The sequence below is a fragment of the Azospirillum sp. UENF 312511 genome (assembly GCF_058780635.1).
In genome coordinates this window covers 1,149,653-1,164,326 of the sequence record NZ_JBSNCG010000005.1, presented here as the reverse complement: position 1 = coordinate 1,164,326, position 14,674 = coordinate 1,149,653, and the positions used below count along the sequence as shown (strand labels likewise).

At 70.0% G+C, this 14,674-nt stretch carries 17 protein-coding genes; 8 read left to right on the top strand and 9 right to left on the bottom strand.

From position 1 onward, the window contains the following. The first annotated feature begins 41 nt into the window (after positions 1 to 41). The 4 genes from ACWPN7_RS33650 to ACWPN7_RS33635 all read left to right on the top strand — a co-directional run bounded on the left by ACWPN7_RS33650 (position 42) and on the right by ACWPN7_RS33635 (position 3,479). Positions 42 to 737: a DUF1826 domain-containing protein gene (locus ACWPN7_RS33650; RefSeq protein WP_247891426.1), complete on the top strand. Its 696-nt coding sequence runs from the start codon at positions 42 to 44 to the stop codon at positions 735 to 737. A 114-nt stretch (positions 738 to 851) separates the two neighbouring features. Beyond that, positions 852 to 1,646, top strand: coding sequence for a metal ABC transporter ATP-binding protein (locus ACWPN7_RS33645; RefSeq protein WP_211112682.1), 795 nt, complete (start codon positions 852 to 854; stop codon positions 1,644 to 1,646). Continuing rightward, the gene (locus tag ACWPN7_RS33640; RefSeq protein ID WP_194910893.1) at positions 1,643 to 2,527 is read left to right on the top strand and encodes a metal ABC transporter permease; all 885 of its coding nucleotides are present in this window, start codon (positions 1,643 to 1,645) and stop codon (positions 2,525 to 2,527) included. The genes ACWPN7_RS33645 and ACWPN7_RS33640 overlap by 4 nt, the downstream gene beginning before the upstream one ends. A 31-nt stretch (positions 2,528 to 2,558) precedes the next feature. Continuing rightward, positions 2,559 to 3,479 carry a metal ABC transporter solute-binding protein, Zn/Mn family gene (locus tag ACWPN7_RS33635; RefSeq protein ID WP_194910892.1) on the top strand — a complete coding sequence of 307 codons (921 nt, stop codon included), beginning with the start codon at positions 2,559 to 2,561 and terminating at the stop codon, positions 3,477 to 3,479. Between the two features lie 48 nt (positions 3,480 to 3,527). Here the strand turns inward: ACWPN7_RS33635 and ACWPN7_RS33630 are convergent, their stop codons facing one another. Together ACWPN7_RS33630 and ACWPN7_RS33625 are read right to left on the bottom strand one after the other, a co-directional pair. Next, on the bottom strand, positions 3,528 to 3,830 hold the full coding sequence (locus tag ACWPN7_RS33630; protein WP_200474835.1) for a hypothetical protein: 303 nt from the start codon (positions 3,828 to 3,830) through the stop codon (positions 3,528 to 3,530). Next, positions 3,827 to 4,051, bottom strand: coding sequence for a hypothetical protein (locus ACWPN7_RS33625; RefSeq protein ID WP_194910888.1), 225 nt, complete (start codon positions 4,049 to 4,051; stop codon positions 3,827 to 3,829). Before ACWPN7_RS33625 ends, ACWPN7_RS33630 begins: the two co-directional genes overlap by 4 nt. Positions 4,052 to 4,213: 162 nt before the next feature. Between ACWPN7_RS33625 and ACWPN7_RS33620 the strand changes: the two genes are divergently transcribed. From ACWPN7_RS33620 to ACWPN7_RS33605, 4 genes are all read left to right on the top strand, one after another. Then, complete coding sequence (locus tag ACWPN7_RS33620; protein WP_137106456.1) at positions 4,214 to 4,498, top strand: hypothetical protein; 285 nt, start codon at positions 4,214 to 4,216, stop codon at positions 4,496 to 4,498. After that, a complete protein-coding gene (locus ACWPN7_RS33615; RefSeq protein ID WP_200474834.1) occupies positions 4,495 to 5,082 on the top strand; it encodes a DUF1007 family protein in 588 nt (195 codons plus the stop codon). The genes ACWPN7_RS33620 and ACWPN7_RS33615 overlap by 4 nt, the downstream gene beginning before the upstream one ends. 197 nt (positions 5,083 to 5,279) lie before the next feature. After that, entirely contained in the window at positions 5,280 to 6,041 is a 762-nt protein-coding gene (locus tag ACWPN7_RS33610; RefSeq protein WP_175429847.1) for a nickel/cobalt transporter, read from the top strand. A gap of 460 nt (positions 6,042 to 6,501) precedes the next feature. Continuing rightward, complete coding sequence (locus ACWPN7_RS33605; RefSeq protein ID WP_200474832.1) at positions 6,502 to 6,987, top strand: hypothetical protein; 486 nt, start codon at positions 6,502 to 6,504, stop codon at positions 6,985 to 6,987. Between the two features lie 65 nt (positions 6,988 to 7,052). On the opposite strand, the gene ACWPN7_RS33600 is transcribed toward ACWPN7_RS33605, so the two are convergent. Genes ACWPN7_RS33600 through ACWPN7_RS33570 form a run of 7 tightly spaced genes read right to left on the bottom strand, consistent with a single transcriptional unit; the run spans position 7,053 to position 14,672 of the window. After that, positions 7,053 to 8,057 carry a TrbI/VirB10 family protein gene (locus ACWPN7_RS33600; protein ID WP_137106459.1) on the bottom strand — a complete coding sequence of 335 codons (1,005 nt, stop codon included), beginning with the start codon at positions 8,055 to 8,057 and terminating at the stop codon, positions 7,053 to 7,055. Further along, positions 8,054 to 9,013, bottom strand: a complete 960-nt coding sequence (locus ACWPN7_RS33595) for a TrbG/VirB9 family P-type conjugative transfer protein (protein ID WP_200474831.1) — start codon at positions 9,011 to 9,013, stop codon at positions 8,054 to 8,056. Before ACWPN7_RS33595 ends, ACWPN7_RS33600 begins: the two co-directional genes overlap by 4 nt. Further along, positions 9,010 to 9,780 carry a hypothetical protein gene (locus ACWPN7_RS33590; RefSeq protein ID WP_200474830.1) on the bottom strand — a complete coding sequence of 257 codons (771 nt, stop codon included), beginning with the start codon at positions 9,778 to 9,780 and terminating at the stop codon, positions 9,010 to 9,012. Before ACWPN7_RS33590 ends, ACWPN7_RS33595 begins: the two co-directional genes overlap by 4 nt. Positions 9,781 to 9,786: 6 nt before the next feature. Continuing rightward, positions 9,787 to 11,094: a type IV secretion system protein gene (locus ACWPN7_RS33585; protein ID WP_200474829.1), complete on the bottom strand. Its 1,308-nt coding sequence runs from the start codon at positions 11,092 to 11,094 to the stop codon at positions 9,787 to 9,789. 6 nt (positions 11,095 to 11,100) lie between these two features. After that, positions 11,101 to 11,295 (bottom strand): hypothetical protein, encoded by a 195-nt coding sequence (locus tag ACWPN7_RS33580; RefSeq protein WP_200474828.1) that lies wholly within the window; start codon positions 11,293 to 11,295, stop codon positions 11,101 to 11,103. A 3-nt stretch (positions 11,296 to 11,298) separates the two neighbouring features. Continuing rightward, on the bottom strand, positions 11,299 to 12,204 hold the full coding sequence (locus tag ACWPN7_RS33575) for a hypothetical protein (RefSeq protein WP_200474827.1): 906 nt from the start codon (positions 12,202 to 12,204) through the stop codon (positions 11,299 to 11,301). Further along, positions 12,201 to 14,672, bottom strand: a complete 2,472-nt coding sequence (locus ACWPN7_RS33570) for a conjugal transfer protein TrbE (protein ID WP_200474826.1) — start codon at positions 14,670 to 14,672, stop codon at positions 12,201 to 12,203. Before ACWPN7_RS33570 ends, ACWPN7_RS33575 begins: the two co-directional genes overlap by 4 nt. Positions 14,673 to 14,674 lie beyond the last annotated feature (2 nt).

Below are 14,674 nucleotides of genomic sequence, written 5' to 3'. Positions count from 1 at the left end.
ATATAACATTACTTTTTGGCTTCACCCTCCCGGACAAGGCCATGCCGATCACCGCCAATGCCATGGACGCCGACACCCCAGGCCATGCTCCCGGCCGACGATCCGACGACCGGAGTACCGCCCCCCATGTCGTGCTGTGTCGGACCGCCACCGAATTGTCGGCCATCCGTCAGCCCGGAGTGACTCTGGCCCTGTGGCGCCGCACGCTGCCGACGGGCCTTGCTACCCAACTCGCGCGTTTCACCAACGCGGACCAGCCATCCTTCCGGCTCGCCACGACACCGGATGAGGCCGAAGAGGATATCGCCGCCGCCTTTCCGGCGGCCGGCCGCAACTCAGGCCCGCTGCTGGACGACATCGCACGGCTGGTGAGGCTCTACGCGGATCTTGTCGGATGCCCCGGCGTGATGCTGCGGCTGGACAGCGTGGCCGACGACGGCTGCCGCTTCTTCCACGCCGACCATGTCGGATTGCGCCTGCTCTGTACCTACCAGGGGGCCGGCACGCAGTGGCTGCCCGACGAGGCTGCGAACCGTCCGGCGCTGGGGCGCGGCGACAACGACGCCGTGATCGCCGATCCTGACCGGCTCCAAGTGTTCGGCGCCGGCCATGTCGGTCTGCTGAAAGGGGAATCCTGGCCCGGCAACCGGGGCCGCGGCCTCGTCCACCGTTCGCCACCCGCCGACCACTCCGGCCTACCCCGTCTCCTGCTCTGCCTCGACCATGATGACCACTGATCGCCCCCACTCGCCGCTGGCTGCCTCCGCCCTGGAGCGGATCGTTGCGGCCTTCCTCCTGTGCTTCCTTCTCTGGGCGACGGTCGCCTGGGCATTGGACTGGGGAGCGTTGGATTGACCCTCGCATCGTACAACGGGCCGCCGGACGCCCCGGTGAACGCCCCGGTAGACGCCATCGTCCGGCTGACCGACCTGACGCTGGGCTACCGGCGGCATCCGGCGGTCCACCATCTGTCGGGCGGGTTCCGGGAGGGGTCGCTCACCGCCGTGGTCGGCCCGAACGGAGCCGGCAAGAGCACGCTGCTGAAGGCCGTCGTCGGCGCCCTGAAGCCGTTTGACGGAAAAGTCACTCTGCACGGCCTGACCACCAGGGATATCGGCTATCTCCCCCAGCAGGCCGAGGTGGAGCGCGACTTCCCCATCGACGTGCTCGACACCGTGCTGCTCGGCCACTGGCGGCGGGTCGGCATCTTCCGGGCCATCGGGCGCGCCCTGACGCGGCAGGCCGAGGAGGCCCTGGCCGCGGTCGGGCTCGCGGGATTCGAGCGGCGGCCGATCGGCGCCCTGTCCGCCGGCCAGTTCCAGCGCGTGCTGTTCGCCCGCCTGCTGGTGCAGGACGCCCGGCTGATCCTGCTTGACGAACCCTTCACCGCCATCGACGCCCGGACGACCGCCGATCTGCTCGACGTCGTGCGGCGCTGGCACGGCGAGCGGCGCACCGTGGTCGCCGTTCTGCACGACTTGGAGCAGGTCCGCACCCATTTTCCCGACACGCTGCTGCTGGCGCGCGAGCCGGTCGCCTGGGGCCGCACCGACGAAGCCCTGAATCCCGCCAACCTCGCCCGCGCCCGCATGATGGCGGAGGCCTGGGACGACAAGGCCGAGGTTTGCCGGAGGTCCTCGTCATGACGCTCTTCGACCTCACCGCCGGTCCCTTCCTGGAATTCGCCTTCATGCGCCGGGCGCTCGCCGCCTGTCTGGCGCTGTCGCTGGGCTGCGGACCGGTGGGGGTTCTGCTGGTGCTGCGGCGGATGAGCCTGATGGGCGACGCCATGTCCCACGCCGTGCTGCCGGGTGCGGCCATCGGCTTCCTCGCCGCCGGCCTGTCCCTGTGGGCGATGGGAATCGGCGGCTTTCTCGCCGGGCTGGCGGTCGCGCTGCTCGCCGGGCTGGTCTCGCGGGTCACGGCCCTGCGCGAGGACGCCAGCTTCGCCGCCTTCTACCTGATCTCGCTGGCCGGCGGGGTGCTGATCGTCTCGCTGCGCGGCAGCAACGTCGATCTGATGCATGTGCTGTTCGGCACCATCCTGGCGGTGGACGACGCCGGCCTGCTGCTGGTCGCCGGAATCGCGACAGTCACCCTGCTGACGCTGGCGCTGCTCTACCGCCCCATGGTGCTGGAGTGCTTCGATTCCGGCTTCCTGCGCGCGGTCGGCGGTGCGGGCGGACGGTTGGGGGCGGCCTGCCACCTCGTCTTCCTGGTGCTGGTGGTCCTCAACCTCGTCGGTGGCTTCCAGGCGCTCGGCACGCTGATGGCGGTGGGGCTGATGATGCTGCCGGCCGCATCCGCGCGCTTCTGGGCCGAAGGGGTCGTCGCGCTGGCGCTGATCGCCATGGGTCTGGCCTTCGCCTCGGGCATCGGCGGGTTGCTGCTGTCCTTCCATTTCAACCTGCCCTCCGGACCGGCCATCGTGCTGGCCGCCGGGGGCGGGTATCTGCTGTCCCTCACCCTTGGCCCGGTCGGCAGCCTGCGGACACGCTGGTTCCCCGGCCGGCATCGGGAGGCTTGATTCCCGTGATTGCTCCCAAGGAGAAGCACCCATGAAACGCACGTTCGCCGCCTCGCTGGCCACAGCGCTGGCGCTCTTCGCGCTGCCCGCCCTGGCCGAACCGGTGAAGGTGGTGGCCACCTTCACGATCCTCGGCGACATGGTCCGCCAGATCGGCGGCGACGAGGTCGCGGTGACGACCCTGGTCGGCCCCGACGGCGACGCCCACGTCTACGAGCCGACCCCTGCCGACGCCCGCGCGCTCGGCTCCGCCAACCTCGTCGTCGCCAACGGTCTGGGGATGGAGGGCTGGATCGACCGGCTGGTCAAGGCGTCCGGCTACAAGGGGCCGGTCACCGTCACCAGCACGGGCGTCAAGCCGATCGCCGGCGAGGAGGAGGAGCACGATCATGATCATGGTCACGGCCACGATCACGGTGCCCATGACCCGCACGCCTGGCAGTCGGTCGCCAACGCGAAAATCTATGCCGACAACATCCTGAAGGGGCTGGTCGCCGCCGCTCCCGACAAGGCCGCCGCCCTGCGCGCCAACCACGCCGCCTACAAGGCCAAGCTCGACGCAGTGGACGCCGAGATCAAGACCGCGCTGAAGCCGATTCCGCGCAAAGACCGCAAGATCGTCACCTCGCACGACGCTTTCGGCTATTACGCCAAGGCCTATGGCGTCACCTTCCTCGCCCCCGTCGGCGTATCGACCGAGGCGGAAGCCTCGGCGGGCGACATCGCCAAGCTGATCCGTCAGATCAAGAAGGAGAAGATCAAGGCGGTCTTCGTCGAGAGCATCGCCGACCCGCGCCTGCTGGAGCAGATCACGCGGGAGACCGGCGCGCGCATCGGCGGGCGGGTCTATTCCGACGCCCTCTCCGCGGCGGACGGTCCGGCCGCGACCTACATCGACATGATGCGCTACAATCTGGGCCAGTTCACCAAGGCGCTGGCACCCGCCTCCTGACGACGGATACGGCGGAGCGGGAAATGTCCCGCTCCGCTCAGCCCTCGCTCAGTTGGTGGAGCGGCGCGCCAACGCGCGCTCCACCACCACGCTTTTCAAGGAGCGAGGCACACGGGTGCGCTCGATCCACATCACCGAATAGCCGGCCAAGCGGCATTCGGCTGCCAACTCGCGACCATTCTCGTAGCGGTGCTGGTCGAGCGTCGGCCATTCGTCCAGCATCCGATAGTCGAAAGGCCGCCTCAGCCGGAAGTCGTTAAATCCCTGGAAGAATTTGGGATGCAGCAGCACCGGCTTGGCCTGACGCCAGGAGCGTGCGCCAAAGAAGCGGTTGTTGGTCACCCCGCTCATTGCAGCGCCCGCGACATCGGCAAGCCCCTCACCTCCTGGACGAGCCCCTCCAACATGCGTCCCGTGCGCGCCGGTCCGTGCAGGGCGACAAGACGATCCACCGCCTCGATCATCATCGCCCAGGCCACGGTGCGTTCGGACACGTCCTGTTGACTCCACAAGCCCCGCACCAGCGCCAGCGCATCCTCCAGTTCCGCAAGCCCGTCATCGGCCTCGCTCATTCCTCATCTCCATCGGATGGCCCTAGATATGTTATGATATAACATATCTTTTCATCGATGCGACTCGTCTTGCAGCTCCCTGGCGCCCTGTCGTAGCATCCGGTGACGGTCCGAAACATCGCGGGCGGAGAGCGGAATATGGATGCCGGAATGCATTCCCCCATGCGGCGCCGGAGCGTGCTGTGCGGCTTGGCGGCAGCCGGGACTTGGCTTCTGCCGGGCACGGCGGCGCAGGCGATCACGGCCCGGCCCTGGTCGGATTACGGTGCCGTGCTGGACACCGCCTGCGGCGCGTCCCTTGACCACAAGCGCCAGATCGCGGCGGTGGAACAGGCGCTCGGCATGAGCTTACCCGATGCCCGCCTGATCGGCGTCCTGCAACGGACGGCCTGCCCGACCTGTGGATGCCTGCTAGTGCCGCCGGGGACCGGACCCACCTCCTTTTGAGCGCAGCGCGTCGGTTCGGCATCGCCTTGACGCTGGCCACCGGCTTGACGGCGGCGTCCGGCGGTGTGCAGGCGCACCCCCACGTTTTCGTGGAGGTCGGCTTCGGCCTGCAGTTCATCGACCGTGCGCTCGAAGCGATCGACGTCACGTGGCGGTTCGACGAATTCTACAGCCAGGCCATGCTGCCCGATTACATGAAGAAGGGTGAAAAGCAGTTGTCGCCCCAAGGAGTGAAGGGGCTGTATGACGATGTTTTCCGCTTTCTGGCGGACTATCGCTTTTTCACCGACGTCAGTGTTGACGGCGTCCTGATGAATCCGGTGAAGGCGACGGGTTTCATGGCGCGGGTCGACCGGGGAGCGCTGGTCTTCACCTTCCTGGTTCCGCTGCCCAAGCCGATGACGGCCGGCACGCTCGACCTGATCGGCTTCGATCCCGAATACTTCATCGAATACACCTTGGCCGGACCGCCCGAGATCCGGGGCAAGCCGCCGCGCCACACTTGCAAGACCCGGCGCTTCCAGCGCGACACCGAAATCACCGGCCCCGTCGGCGTCGCCGGACTGTCCTGCACCATCGGATGACACGTATAAGGCTTCTCTTCCTTGCCGCAGCGCTCGCCATATGGCTGGCCGCCGGCACAACCGCCGGCGCGAATCCTCTGGCCGGGAGACTTGCCCCTCCATCCGAGGGGACCACCCTACCCGTCGGAGCTTTGCCGGAACCGTTGCGCGGGGCGTTACAGACCCTCAACGCCGCTCAGGCCGATCTGAATCGGCAAATGACGGGGGTGCTCAGCGACATCCGCGACCAGGGATCGGTGGCTGCCGGAGCTTGGCTGTGCCTGATCGCCTTCGGTTACGGTGTTCTGCACGCGCTTGGCCCGGGACATGGAAAGCTGGTTGTCACCTCCTATTTCCTGACCCGGCGGGCCCGGCTGATGCGGGGTATCCAGATGGCGTCGATGGCGGCGCTGGCTCAGGCACTGGCGGCCATTCTGCTGGTCGGCGTTCCGGTTGTGCTGCTCGGCATGACCCGCGCCAGCGCCATGGCGGGGGCCTGGTATCTGGAGTTGGGCAGCTATGCCCTGATGACCGGAATCGGATTTCTCCTGCTGGTCCGCGCGGCGCGCGGTAAGATCGGCTGCACCCACGATCACGCCGTGACGCCCTGCCGCCGCCATGGAAGCAGCCCTGGAAACGGCCTCGTCGGGTTGCGACGGGAAAACACCGGCTTCACGCTGACGAGCCTTGCGGTCGGCGCGCGACCCTGTTCGGGTGCGGTGCTGGTCCTGCTGTTCGCGCTTGCCAACGACATCGTGCCGGCCGGCCTTCTGGCGGTCCTGGCAATGGGGGTGGGCGTCGCGCTCACCACATCGGCCTCCAGCCTGATCGGCATCGGGGCGCGGCATGGGCTGGAAAGTCTGCTGATGGAGAGGCCGCGCGCTCTGGCCGTGGCGCAGCGCGGACTGGCGCTGGTCGGTGCCGCTCTGATCACGCTGGTCGGAGCGACGCTCTCACTGCTGACTTTGGGCATCGGGTAGGGAGTTGACCAAGGCGTGCCCGCCATCGTTGCCGCTGCGGTCGCAGGGATAAACCCATGCAGAGGCGTTGCCACGGCGGCGGTGGCGGCCCCCAGTGGTGGCGGTATCCACCCTGGATGCCGCCGCCCTCGTACAGACCCTCGGCGACGGAAGTGCGGACGGCGCGGGTCACCGCCACCCAGGAGCGCGCCGGCCGGAGGCGCCGCACGGCGGGCAGCCATTCCTCCGCCGTGCGGGTCAGCTCCAGCAGGTAGAGCTGGCGCTGCCGATCGGTGAGGCGCTGCCCCTACGAAGCGTTGCCGCCCTGGTTCAAGCTCCGCCGCATGCGGGCTGCGGCGGTTGTGCTGGAACGGGCCCGATCGGTTCTGACCGACTGGATGGACGGGAACGTGCTGCCCTGGCTCAACTCCGAAGCCGATGCCATGCGCCGGATTCTCGCCGCGCAAGGGACCGGATCGTTGTGGCCGATGTGACCGCACTACGGCACCGCGGGACCGTCCTCCTGATCGAGCAGACCTTGCTCGCGGGCGCGGTCGAGCAGCGCCTTGACGCTCGACCGCGCCCAGGTCCGCGCCCCGGTTTTGGTGAGAACGCCCTGGCGTTCCAACTGCCGGCCGATGCGGGTGAGGGTCACCGCGACGCGGACGGCTCGTCATGGATCGTGGTCAAAGGTGCCCCCGAAAGCATCCTTGACATGTGCTCGCTGGAACTGACCCATAGCGGCGGGCGTCCGCTCGACATCGACCACTGGCGCCGCATGGCCACGGACACTGGTGCCCAGGGATTGCGCTTGTTCGCGCTCGCCTATCGGCGAGCCCGCCCCGCGGCGGATCGCCTGAACTTTGCGGACGTCGAAAGTGGCTACACCATGCTGGCTCTCGTCGGTATCGTCGATCCTCCGCGCGAGGAAGCGATCCCTGTCGCCTACCCAAAGCGATGGTGGTAGTCGAAGCCGCCAAGGAGGTGTCGCATCCAGACATGAGCCACCGTTGCCAGTGGTAGTACGGTCGCTCAGCGAGCCCGGTCGAAGTCGTCGGCCTTCAGGCCGCCCCGCAACAGCAACAGCACCGGCTCTCCGGCGTCGAGCGTGATGACAGGCGCCCGGCCGAGCAGATCCTTGGCCGCTTTGTCGAGCGGGCGGTCGATGCTGTGTCCGAGGATGCCGCCGATCAGGCTGCCGCCCCCGGTCAGCGCCGCCGCCGCAACATCCACCGCCGTGCTGGCGGCAATCAGCAGTCCGGTCTGGAGCCACGGCACCTCCACCGACCCAGCCAGCCCCGCCGCACCGGTGACGTCTGCTCCGACCGCCGCCACGCGCACCGTGTCGTTGCGCGGCCAGGGCCGGGTGATCACCGGGTTGGCCACCTCGATGCGCGTCTGCCCCCTGGTGACCCCGCTGCCCACATCCAGCGTCACCACGGAGCCGCCGGGCACCGCTAGGCAAGAGAAGCCGGCATCCCAGACGTCCTGCGTCACGTGCGCGGTGACGATTCCGCCACGCTCGGTCACCACCCGGTTCACCGTGAGCAAGGGGATCGGCGTGCCCGGCGGCACGAGGCAGTCGGAGCCGGCGGCGACGAAGTCAGACGTCCCGGCCTGGGCGGCGGCAACGGTCGTGCCCTCCTCCTTGCGGCTCCAGCCGCCGACGCCGGCCTCCATCGCCTTCTTGCGCAGCTCGTCCTCCTTCGGCGGGGCCTTGGCCTGCGGCCGTGCTGGCGGAGGCGGTTCCTTCTTCTCGATGCGGGGTGCCGGTGGCGGGGCTGGCGCCGGTTTGGGCGCCATGTCCTCGTAGCTGGGCAGCCGCAGCTCCGGCTGGGTCGGGCCGAGCGCGACCGACAGCTTCGGCAAGCTTCCCCCTCCCTGGCTGCGGCCCAGCATGTAGGCGGCCAGCCCCAGCCCGATCACGGCAGCCGCCACCAGCAGGATGCGGACGACGTGCGGACCGGAGGTGATCACCCGGTGACGGGTCAGCGGATCGGGCGGCAGCGGCGGCGGGGTGTCGTTGACCGATGTCACGGGCGGGTCCTCCGGATGTGCACCTCCTGCATGCCAATCGCCAGCAGCAGGTGGTCGTGGATGCCAGCGACGCGGTAGGTGGCGTTCATCCGGCCATACTGGACGGGGATACGGGTGCCGTCGGCGCCGATGCGCCAGAGGATCGGCGCCCCGTAGGCGCCGAGCGCGCCGGGGGTGAAGTTGATCACTGTCACCTCGCCGTCGTCGCACACCGGCGGTTGGCCGTCCGCGGTGGGTACCGGCCGCCACTCCGGCGTGTCGCCGTCGAGCGTGTAGGTGCAGCGCCGATCCCGGTAGGCCAGCTCGGTGGTGCGGTCCCACCGGTCGCCTCCCGTTGCGACCGAAACAGCCCTGGCCTGACCGTTCAGGGTGGCGAGATAGTCCTCGGGGTAGCGCCAGCGCACCTCGACGTGGTGGGTGCGCCTGTGGGTCTCGACGTTTAGGTCGTACTTGCGCTCGCTGGTGAACAGGGAGATCTGCTGGTTGAGGCCGGCGCGGCGCGGCATGAAGGCGATGCACTCGATGCGCTGCGGCCCTTTGCCAAAGCTGTAGGGTTGGTGCGGGATCCACACCTGGGCACCCGGCGCCACGATGTCGCGCACCACCTCGCCGGGCTTGAGGCAGACCAGCGTTTGGTTCCCCTCCGCCATATAGACGAGGTATTGCAGGTCGGGCTGGTACCAGTACTCGCAGCTCTTGCCCTTGAAGCAGGTCAGCGTCGGCAGGTCGAGGGCGGCCTCGTTCGCCTGCCCGACCCAACTGCGCGTCTGCGCCCGCGATGGACGCGGCGACGCCTTCTCCCTCGGCTCCCGCTCCATCGCCGTTGGCGGGATGTGCAGGTCGGCCAGGGTGTAGGGGCGCTGCGGAGTGACGGGACCGGCGGCCGGCGCCGAGGGCGGCTCGGTGGCGCAGGCGGCGAGCAGGGGCAGCGCCAGCAGGGAAACCGGGAGTCTCATGGCTGGGGCTCCATCGTCTCGGATCGGGGGATGGGGTGGGCTTTGGGCGGCTCCTTGGTCTCGGCCTTCAGCGGCGTGCCGCTGGGCTCGGAGAAGCCGGAGATCGACACGCCGTCGAGCGCACCATCGCGCGAGGGGCCGTCCACCGTGACCACGGCGGCGCTCATCATCGCCTTGGAGCGCGGCTTGAAGTCCCGGTACACTATCTCGGTCCACACCACGTAGAAGGCCGAGGTGCCGGTCTTCGGGTCGGCCTCACGCTCCTGAACGCGGATGTCGGCGACGTCGCGGGTCCAGCCCTCGGCCGGGGCGAGGTCGGCCGCCAGCAGGGCGTCCCACTTGCGCTCGGCCCCGCCGGTCAGCCGGGCGCGGGCGGCGGCGCGGTCCTTGGCGAGCACCACCGGGTCGGTGCCGATCTGCCGCTGCCAGCGCACGAACCACTGGACGGCGTTGACCCGGGCGCCCTTGGTCACGGTGATGGTGTTGTCGAGCAGCACGAGGCGCTGGTGGCCGTCCATCTCCTGCTCCACCCGGTACACGGGCTTGTACTTGGCAATCTCCACCAATTGGGCGGCGATGCGCAGGTTGTCCCAGGTCATCAGCGAGCCCCAGGACAGGCCGAGCACGGCCAGGGCGAAGGTCCAGCGTTTCAGCCGCAGCGCCTTGGCCTCGCGGCTGGCGCGGTAGGTCATGGCGGCGAGGTACTTCGCACTGTCGGGCACGGCCGCCGACGGCGGGTCGTAGACGTTGACGACGCGCTCCTTCATGACGGATCAGTCTCCCTTGTCGCCGGCCGGACGGTCCGGGCCGGATGGTTTGCCCGGCGGGTCCGGCGGCCGCTCAGTGGCGTTGGAGGCGGGGCGGCGCAGCCACGAATCCTCACCGCCCCAGCGTTCGATGAGCCGGCTGGCCTGCCCGCGGGTGAGGGTCAGGTCGTAGGTCCGGCCGGCCGCAAGGCGGTCGAGTTCACCGCGCTGGGCGTCGGTCATCGGCTGGTCCCAGCCGCTGCCGCGCGGGGATGAGACCCGGGCTCCACCGAAGCGGCCGGCCGGGTAGCGGCGCCCGGCCGAGGCGCCGGCAGAATCACTGCCGCAGCCGCCGGTGCTCGAACCGCGGGTGCTGCCGACGGACGCGGTTGCGCCGCTGGCGGCATGGCGTAGGCCGCTCCACAGCGCCGAGGCGCCGACGGCGAGGCTGCCGGGCGCCCCGGTGGTGGCGGCGGCTGCACTGGCCATGGTGCGCATGCCGAGCCAGCCGGCGGTCCACAGGGCCGCCAGCGCCGTCATGCCGTCCATCACCGGGCCGCCGTTGACCAGCCCGGCGGCGGCGCGCGGCGCCTTGATCGCCAGCACGAAGATCGCCGCTGCCAGCACCGCCACCCCGAACGCCTGGGCCAGCGTCGGCGTGCCGGTGAAGGTGAGCGCCAGCAGCGTCGCGCTGCACATGGCGATGATGCAGCCGAGCACCAGCAGCTTGAGCGCGGTGGCTGCGATGTAGCCGATAGCGCGCTCGGCCACGAAGCTGGTCGGCCCGAGCACGGCGAAGGGGATGGCGAGATAAGCGGCCAGCGACAGCAGGCGGTATTCCAGGAAGGCGAGGAAGACCTGGATGGCCAGGATGCAGAAACTGACGATCACCACCAGGGCGGCGAGCAGGAAGATGACGATCTCGACGAAGTTCAGGAAGAAATCGACCGGCCCGAGCATCTCCTTGACGCGCTGCATCAGCGGGATCACCGCCTGGATGCCGAGGTGAGCGATGTAGCCGGGATCGTCGAGGGCGAAGCCGCCGCCGGGCACGAGGTTGAGCCCCTGCTGCGCCGCCGCCTGCATCAGCGCCGCCGAGCCGGCGGGGAACCACTCGACCAGCGCGCCGATGGCGGCGAACTTCAGCAGCATGCGCAGGAAGGGTCCGTGCACCGCCGCCTTGCCCTCGAACAGCCAGAGCAGCAGCGCCAGTGTGTAGGACAGCATCATCAGCAGGCGCAGGGCGGTCTGCACGTCCGGCCCGAGCAGGCCAAGGCCGGTGACCACGGCGGCGGTGAGCTGGTGCAGGACGACCGAGAGGGCGCTGACGTCCATGGCCGGTCACTCCCGCACGGGGCGGGCCGGCACCGGCCGCTCATACCGGCCGATGCCCTCCCAGGCCGGGTTGCTGCGCTCCAGCCGCTGCAGGGCCGAGGCTCCCGCGTCGGACCGGACGTAGAACACCAGGGCCACGGCGCCGATGATGCTGACGAACAGCATGGCGCTGAGGGCGAGGAGAATGCCGCGCATCGTCATGGCTCAGCTCCCCGGAGCGCCGTAGGTGTCGAGGCCCTGCCAGTTGATGCGCGTGTGCTGGCGGGCGCGCTCGACGGCGGCCTGCTCGTAGTCGAGCTGGGCCTCCGCCGCCCGGTGGTGGACGGCCTGCATCATCAGGAACTGGCCGGCGACCTCGGCGTTGAGCAGCGTCGCCTGGGTGCCGGCGTCGATGGCACAGGTCTGGCCGTCGCAGGCCTTCAGCGCCGCCATCAGCGCCCGGGCGCGGGCCGGGTAGTCCTCGATGCCGGTCATGACGTCGGCCGAGACCAGCTTGCTGGCCCGGCTGGCGTCGCGGGCGAGGCGCGCCTGCTCGGCCTGATGCTCCGCCAGGGCCGCGGCGCTCATCCCCTCAGGCAAGTTGTCGGGGTAGAGGTCGGCGAACTGCTGCCCGACGCCATCCAGGCTCCACAGCACCCGGTCCACCAAGCCGGCCGCCCAGCGGGCGTCGCCGAGCCGGACGGCCACTTCGACGCGGGTGTCGAGGTCGGCCAGGGCACGCATGCGGATCATGTTGTCGATCTGGGTCAGCATGTGCGCGGTCTGGGCGATGATCTCGACCTCCTGGCGCTGCACCATCTCCTCGACGATGCGCGGCCGGCTCTCCACGATCGGGCAGCCGGGCGCCTGGGTGCCGCCGTTCCCCGTCAGGCTGGAGCCGGCTCCCACGGCGGCGCCGACCGGGCCGCCGGTGACGTAGCCGGCGACGGCGGACAGCGCGGTGCCGAACAGCCCGTCGCCCTCCTCGGAGAAGCAGCCGCCTCCGCCACCACCGCCGAAGAAGCTGTTGAGCAGCCCGCCCAGGAAGGCGTGGGCCGGAGGCGGGCCGGCGGTCAGGCCGACCGTGAGGGCGAGCGCCGCCGTGGCGGCGCGCAGGGTGCTGGTCCTCATGGGGTTTCTCCTTCATGAAGCGTCTCCAGGGTGTCGGCGGCCTCGGCCAAGCCGTGACAGCGCAGCCACTCGGCCGCGAAGCGCTGCGGCCCAACCTCGGTCCTCAGCTCGAAGGCGCGGCGCTTGTGGGCCGCCCCGCCGCAGCCGCAGACGGCGAGCGCGGCGGGATCGAGGGTGAGCTGGCCGAGCCGGTTTCCCTCGGGGGTCTTGAAGAAGACGTCGCGGCGCGGCATGGCGCGGGCGACCTGGCCGGCCTGGGTGGCGTTCAGCCCCCAGTCGCGCAGGATGCTCCGCTTGGCGGCGTTGGGGTCGGCCAGCAGCACCAGGACCTGGATGGTCTTCAGCATCGCCGCGATGGCCGAGCCCTCGATGTCGTCGAGCTGGTGGGTGGCGAGCACAAGGGCGACGTTCTTCTTCGGCCCGCGCCGGCGCAGCTCGTCCAGTTCGGCCGGCTGGTGCTTCAAGGCCTTGAACGCCTCGTCCACCAGGAACAGGGTCGGCCGGCCGTCCTCGAACAGCCGATAGAAGCGGCGGAACAGCGCCTTGATCACCGGGGCGGCGCCGGGGCCGCGGTCGATCAGCGCGCCGATGTCCACCGTGGTCCAGGCGGAGCCGAGGAAGCGGTCCTCCGCCGCATCGACGAGGTCGCCGTAGGGACCGCCGCGGCAGTAGGGCTCCAGCGCGATGCGGATGATGTTGTCCTGCACCAGGTGGGCGAGGTGCGACAGCGTGCGCTCGCTTGGTGGCGAGACGGCCAGCAGGTGCAGCGCCGCGTCCACCGCGTCGCCGGCTTGCGCCGCCGACAGGTTGCCCGGCGCCAGCACGCCCTGGAGGCGCAGCAGATCCATGACGAAGCCGTGGCCCCAGGCGAAACCGTTGGGGGTGTCGACGTCGGCCAGCGGCTGCAAGGCGAGGTCATTGAGCGCGCCATCGCCGGAGCCCATGGACAGGAACTCGCCGCCGGCCGCCCAGGTCGCCACCAGCGACGTGCTCTCGGTGGCGTCCACGTCGATCCACACCACACGGGCACCGGCCGCACGGGCAAGGAACTGGTGGCCCATGAAGGCGAGCACGGTGGACTTGCCGGTGCGCGGCGGGCCGAGCACCAGCGCCGCGCCGTCCTGGCCCTGGTGGATGTCGAGCATCAGCGGGGTGCCGCCCTCGGCCTCCACCTGCATAAGGGGATCGCATTTGAGGTGCGGGTTGCGCTCCGGCCCGCCCCAGGCCGACGACAGGATCAGGAAGTCGGCAAGCTGGACCTGGGTCAGCGGCACCTTGCGGGGATTGGGGCGCACGTGGCCGGGCAGCGTGCCGTACCACGCCCGCTCGGCCCCCCAGGTCTCCTCGATCACGGTGAAGCCCAGCGTGCGCAGCGCCTTGACCAGTTCGTCGCGGCGCTCCTCCACCTCCTCGACCGAACGGCCCCACAGCACGGCGGTGGGCGTCATCCAGCCGGAGCTGGTGCCGGCCTGCTCGGCCTCCAGGCGGGCGGCCTCGGCCTCCAGCGCCTCCATGACGCCGACCGGGTCGTGGCGCAGGGCGGCGTAGCCGCCGACCGCGCGCAGCAGAACGGAGCGCCAGTCGTAGGAGGTGTCGTCGTGCTTGCGCCACAGGGCGGCGAAGACGCCGCGCGCCTGGACGTGGTCCATCGCCTCGAAGCGCACCGACCAGCGGAACTCGAACGGCAGCGTGTCCAGCACGTTGAGCAGGCCGGGGTGGCTGGTCTTGGGATAGCCGCCGATGCCGATCAGGCGAACCGGCCACTCGGCCCCGCCGTTGCTCCAGGCCGGGAACGAGCCGGGCTTGAAGCCGACATCCACGAGGTTGGCCTTGATCGGGAAGCCGGGAATGTCGGGGGCGATGACGTGGCCCTGGTACAGCGGCGAGACGCAGTTGTGCAGCAGGGTCTGCACGCTGTCGTCGTCCAGCATGCGCGCCCAGCCGACGGCGCGGCCGAGCAGGGAGGCGAACTGGAGCACGAGCTGGCGAAACGGCTCGACGTGGTCGCGCATGACGTCCGGCTTGGCGCGCTCCGGCGGGTTGCGGGTGAACCAGGACGCCACGGTGCGGGTGGTGGGCCGGGACGGCGTGTAGGTGATCGCCACGAAGGTGCGGGTGCGGAGCTGCCGGCCGGCGTCGTCGAGGCGGTCACGCCGCTCCCGGTCGATCAGTTCGGAGACCGGGTGTGTGCCCGTGCTGCGGGGATAGCCGGCAACGGTCCGGCGCTGCACCTCGAAATGGAAGGTCCAGCCGCCGGTGAAGGGGAAGAGGACGTTGCCGGCGGCGAGCGCCGTCTGCATCCGCTCGGCCGGGTCCTGGCCGTCCTGGTCGCGCCCGCCGTACTCGACCACGGCCATCAGCGCGCCGTCCTCCTCCAACAGCACCACGCCGGGCCAGACGAAGCAGTCCCACGGCAGGTGCCGCGACAGGGAATCGAAGCCGTCATCGAAGGCGGTCAGGTCGAGCATGC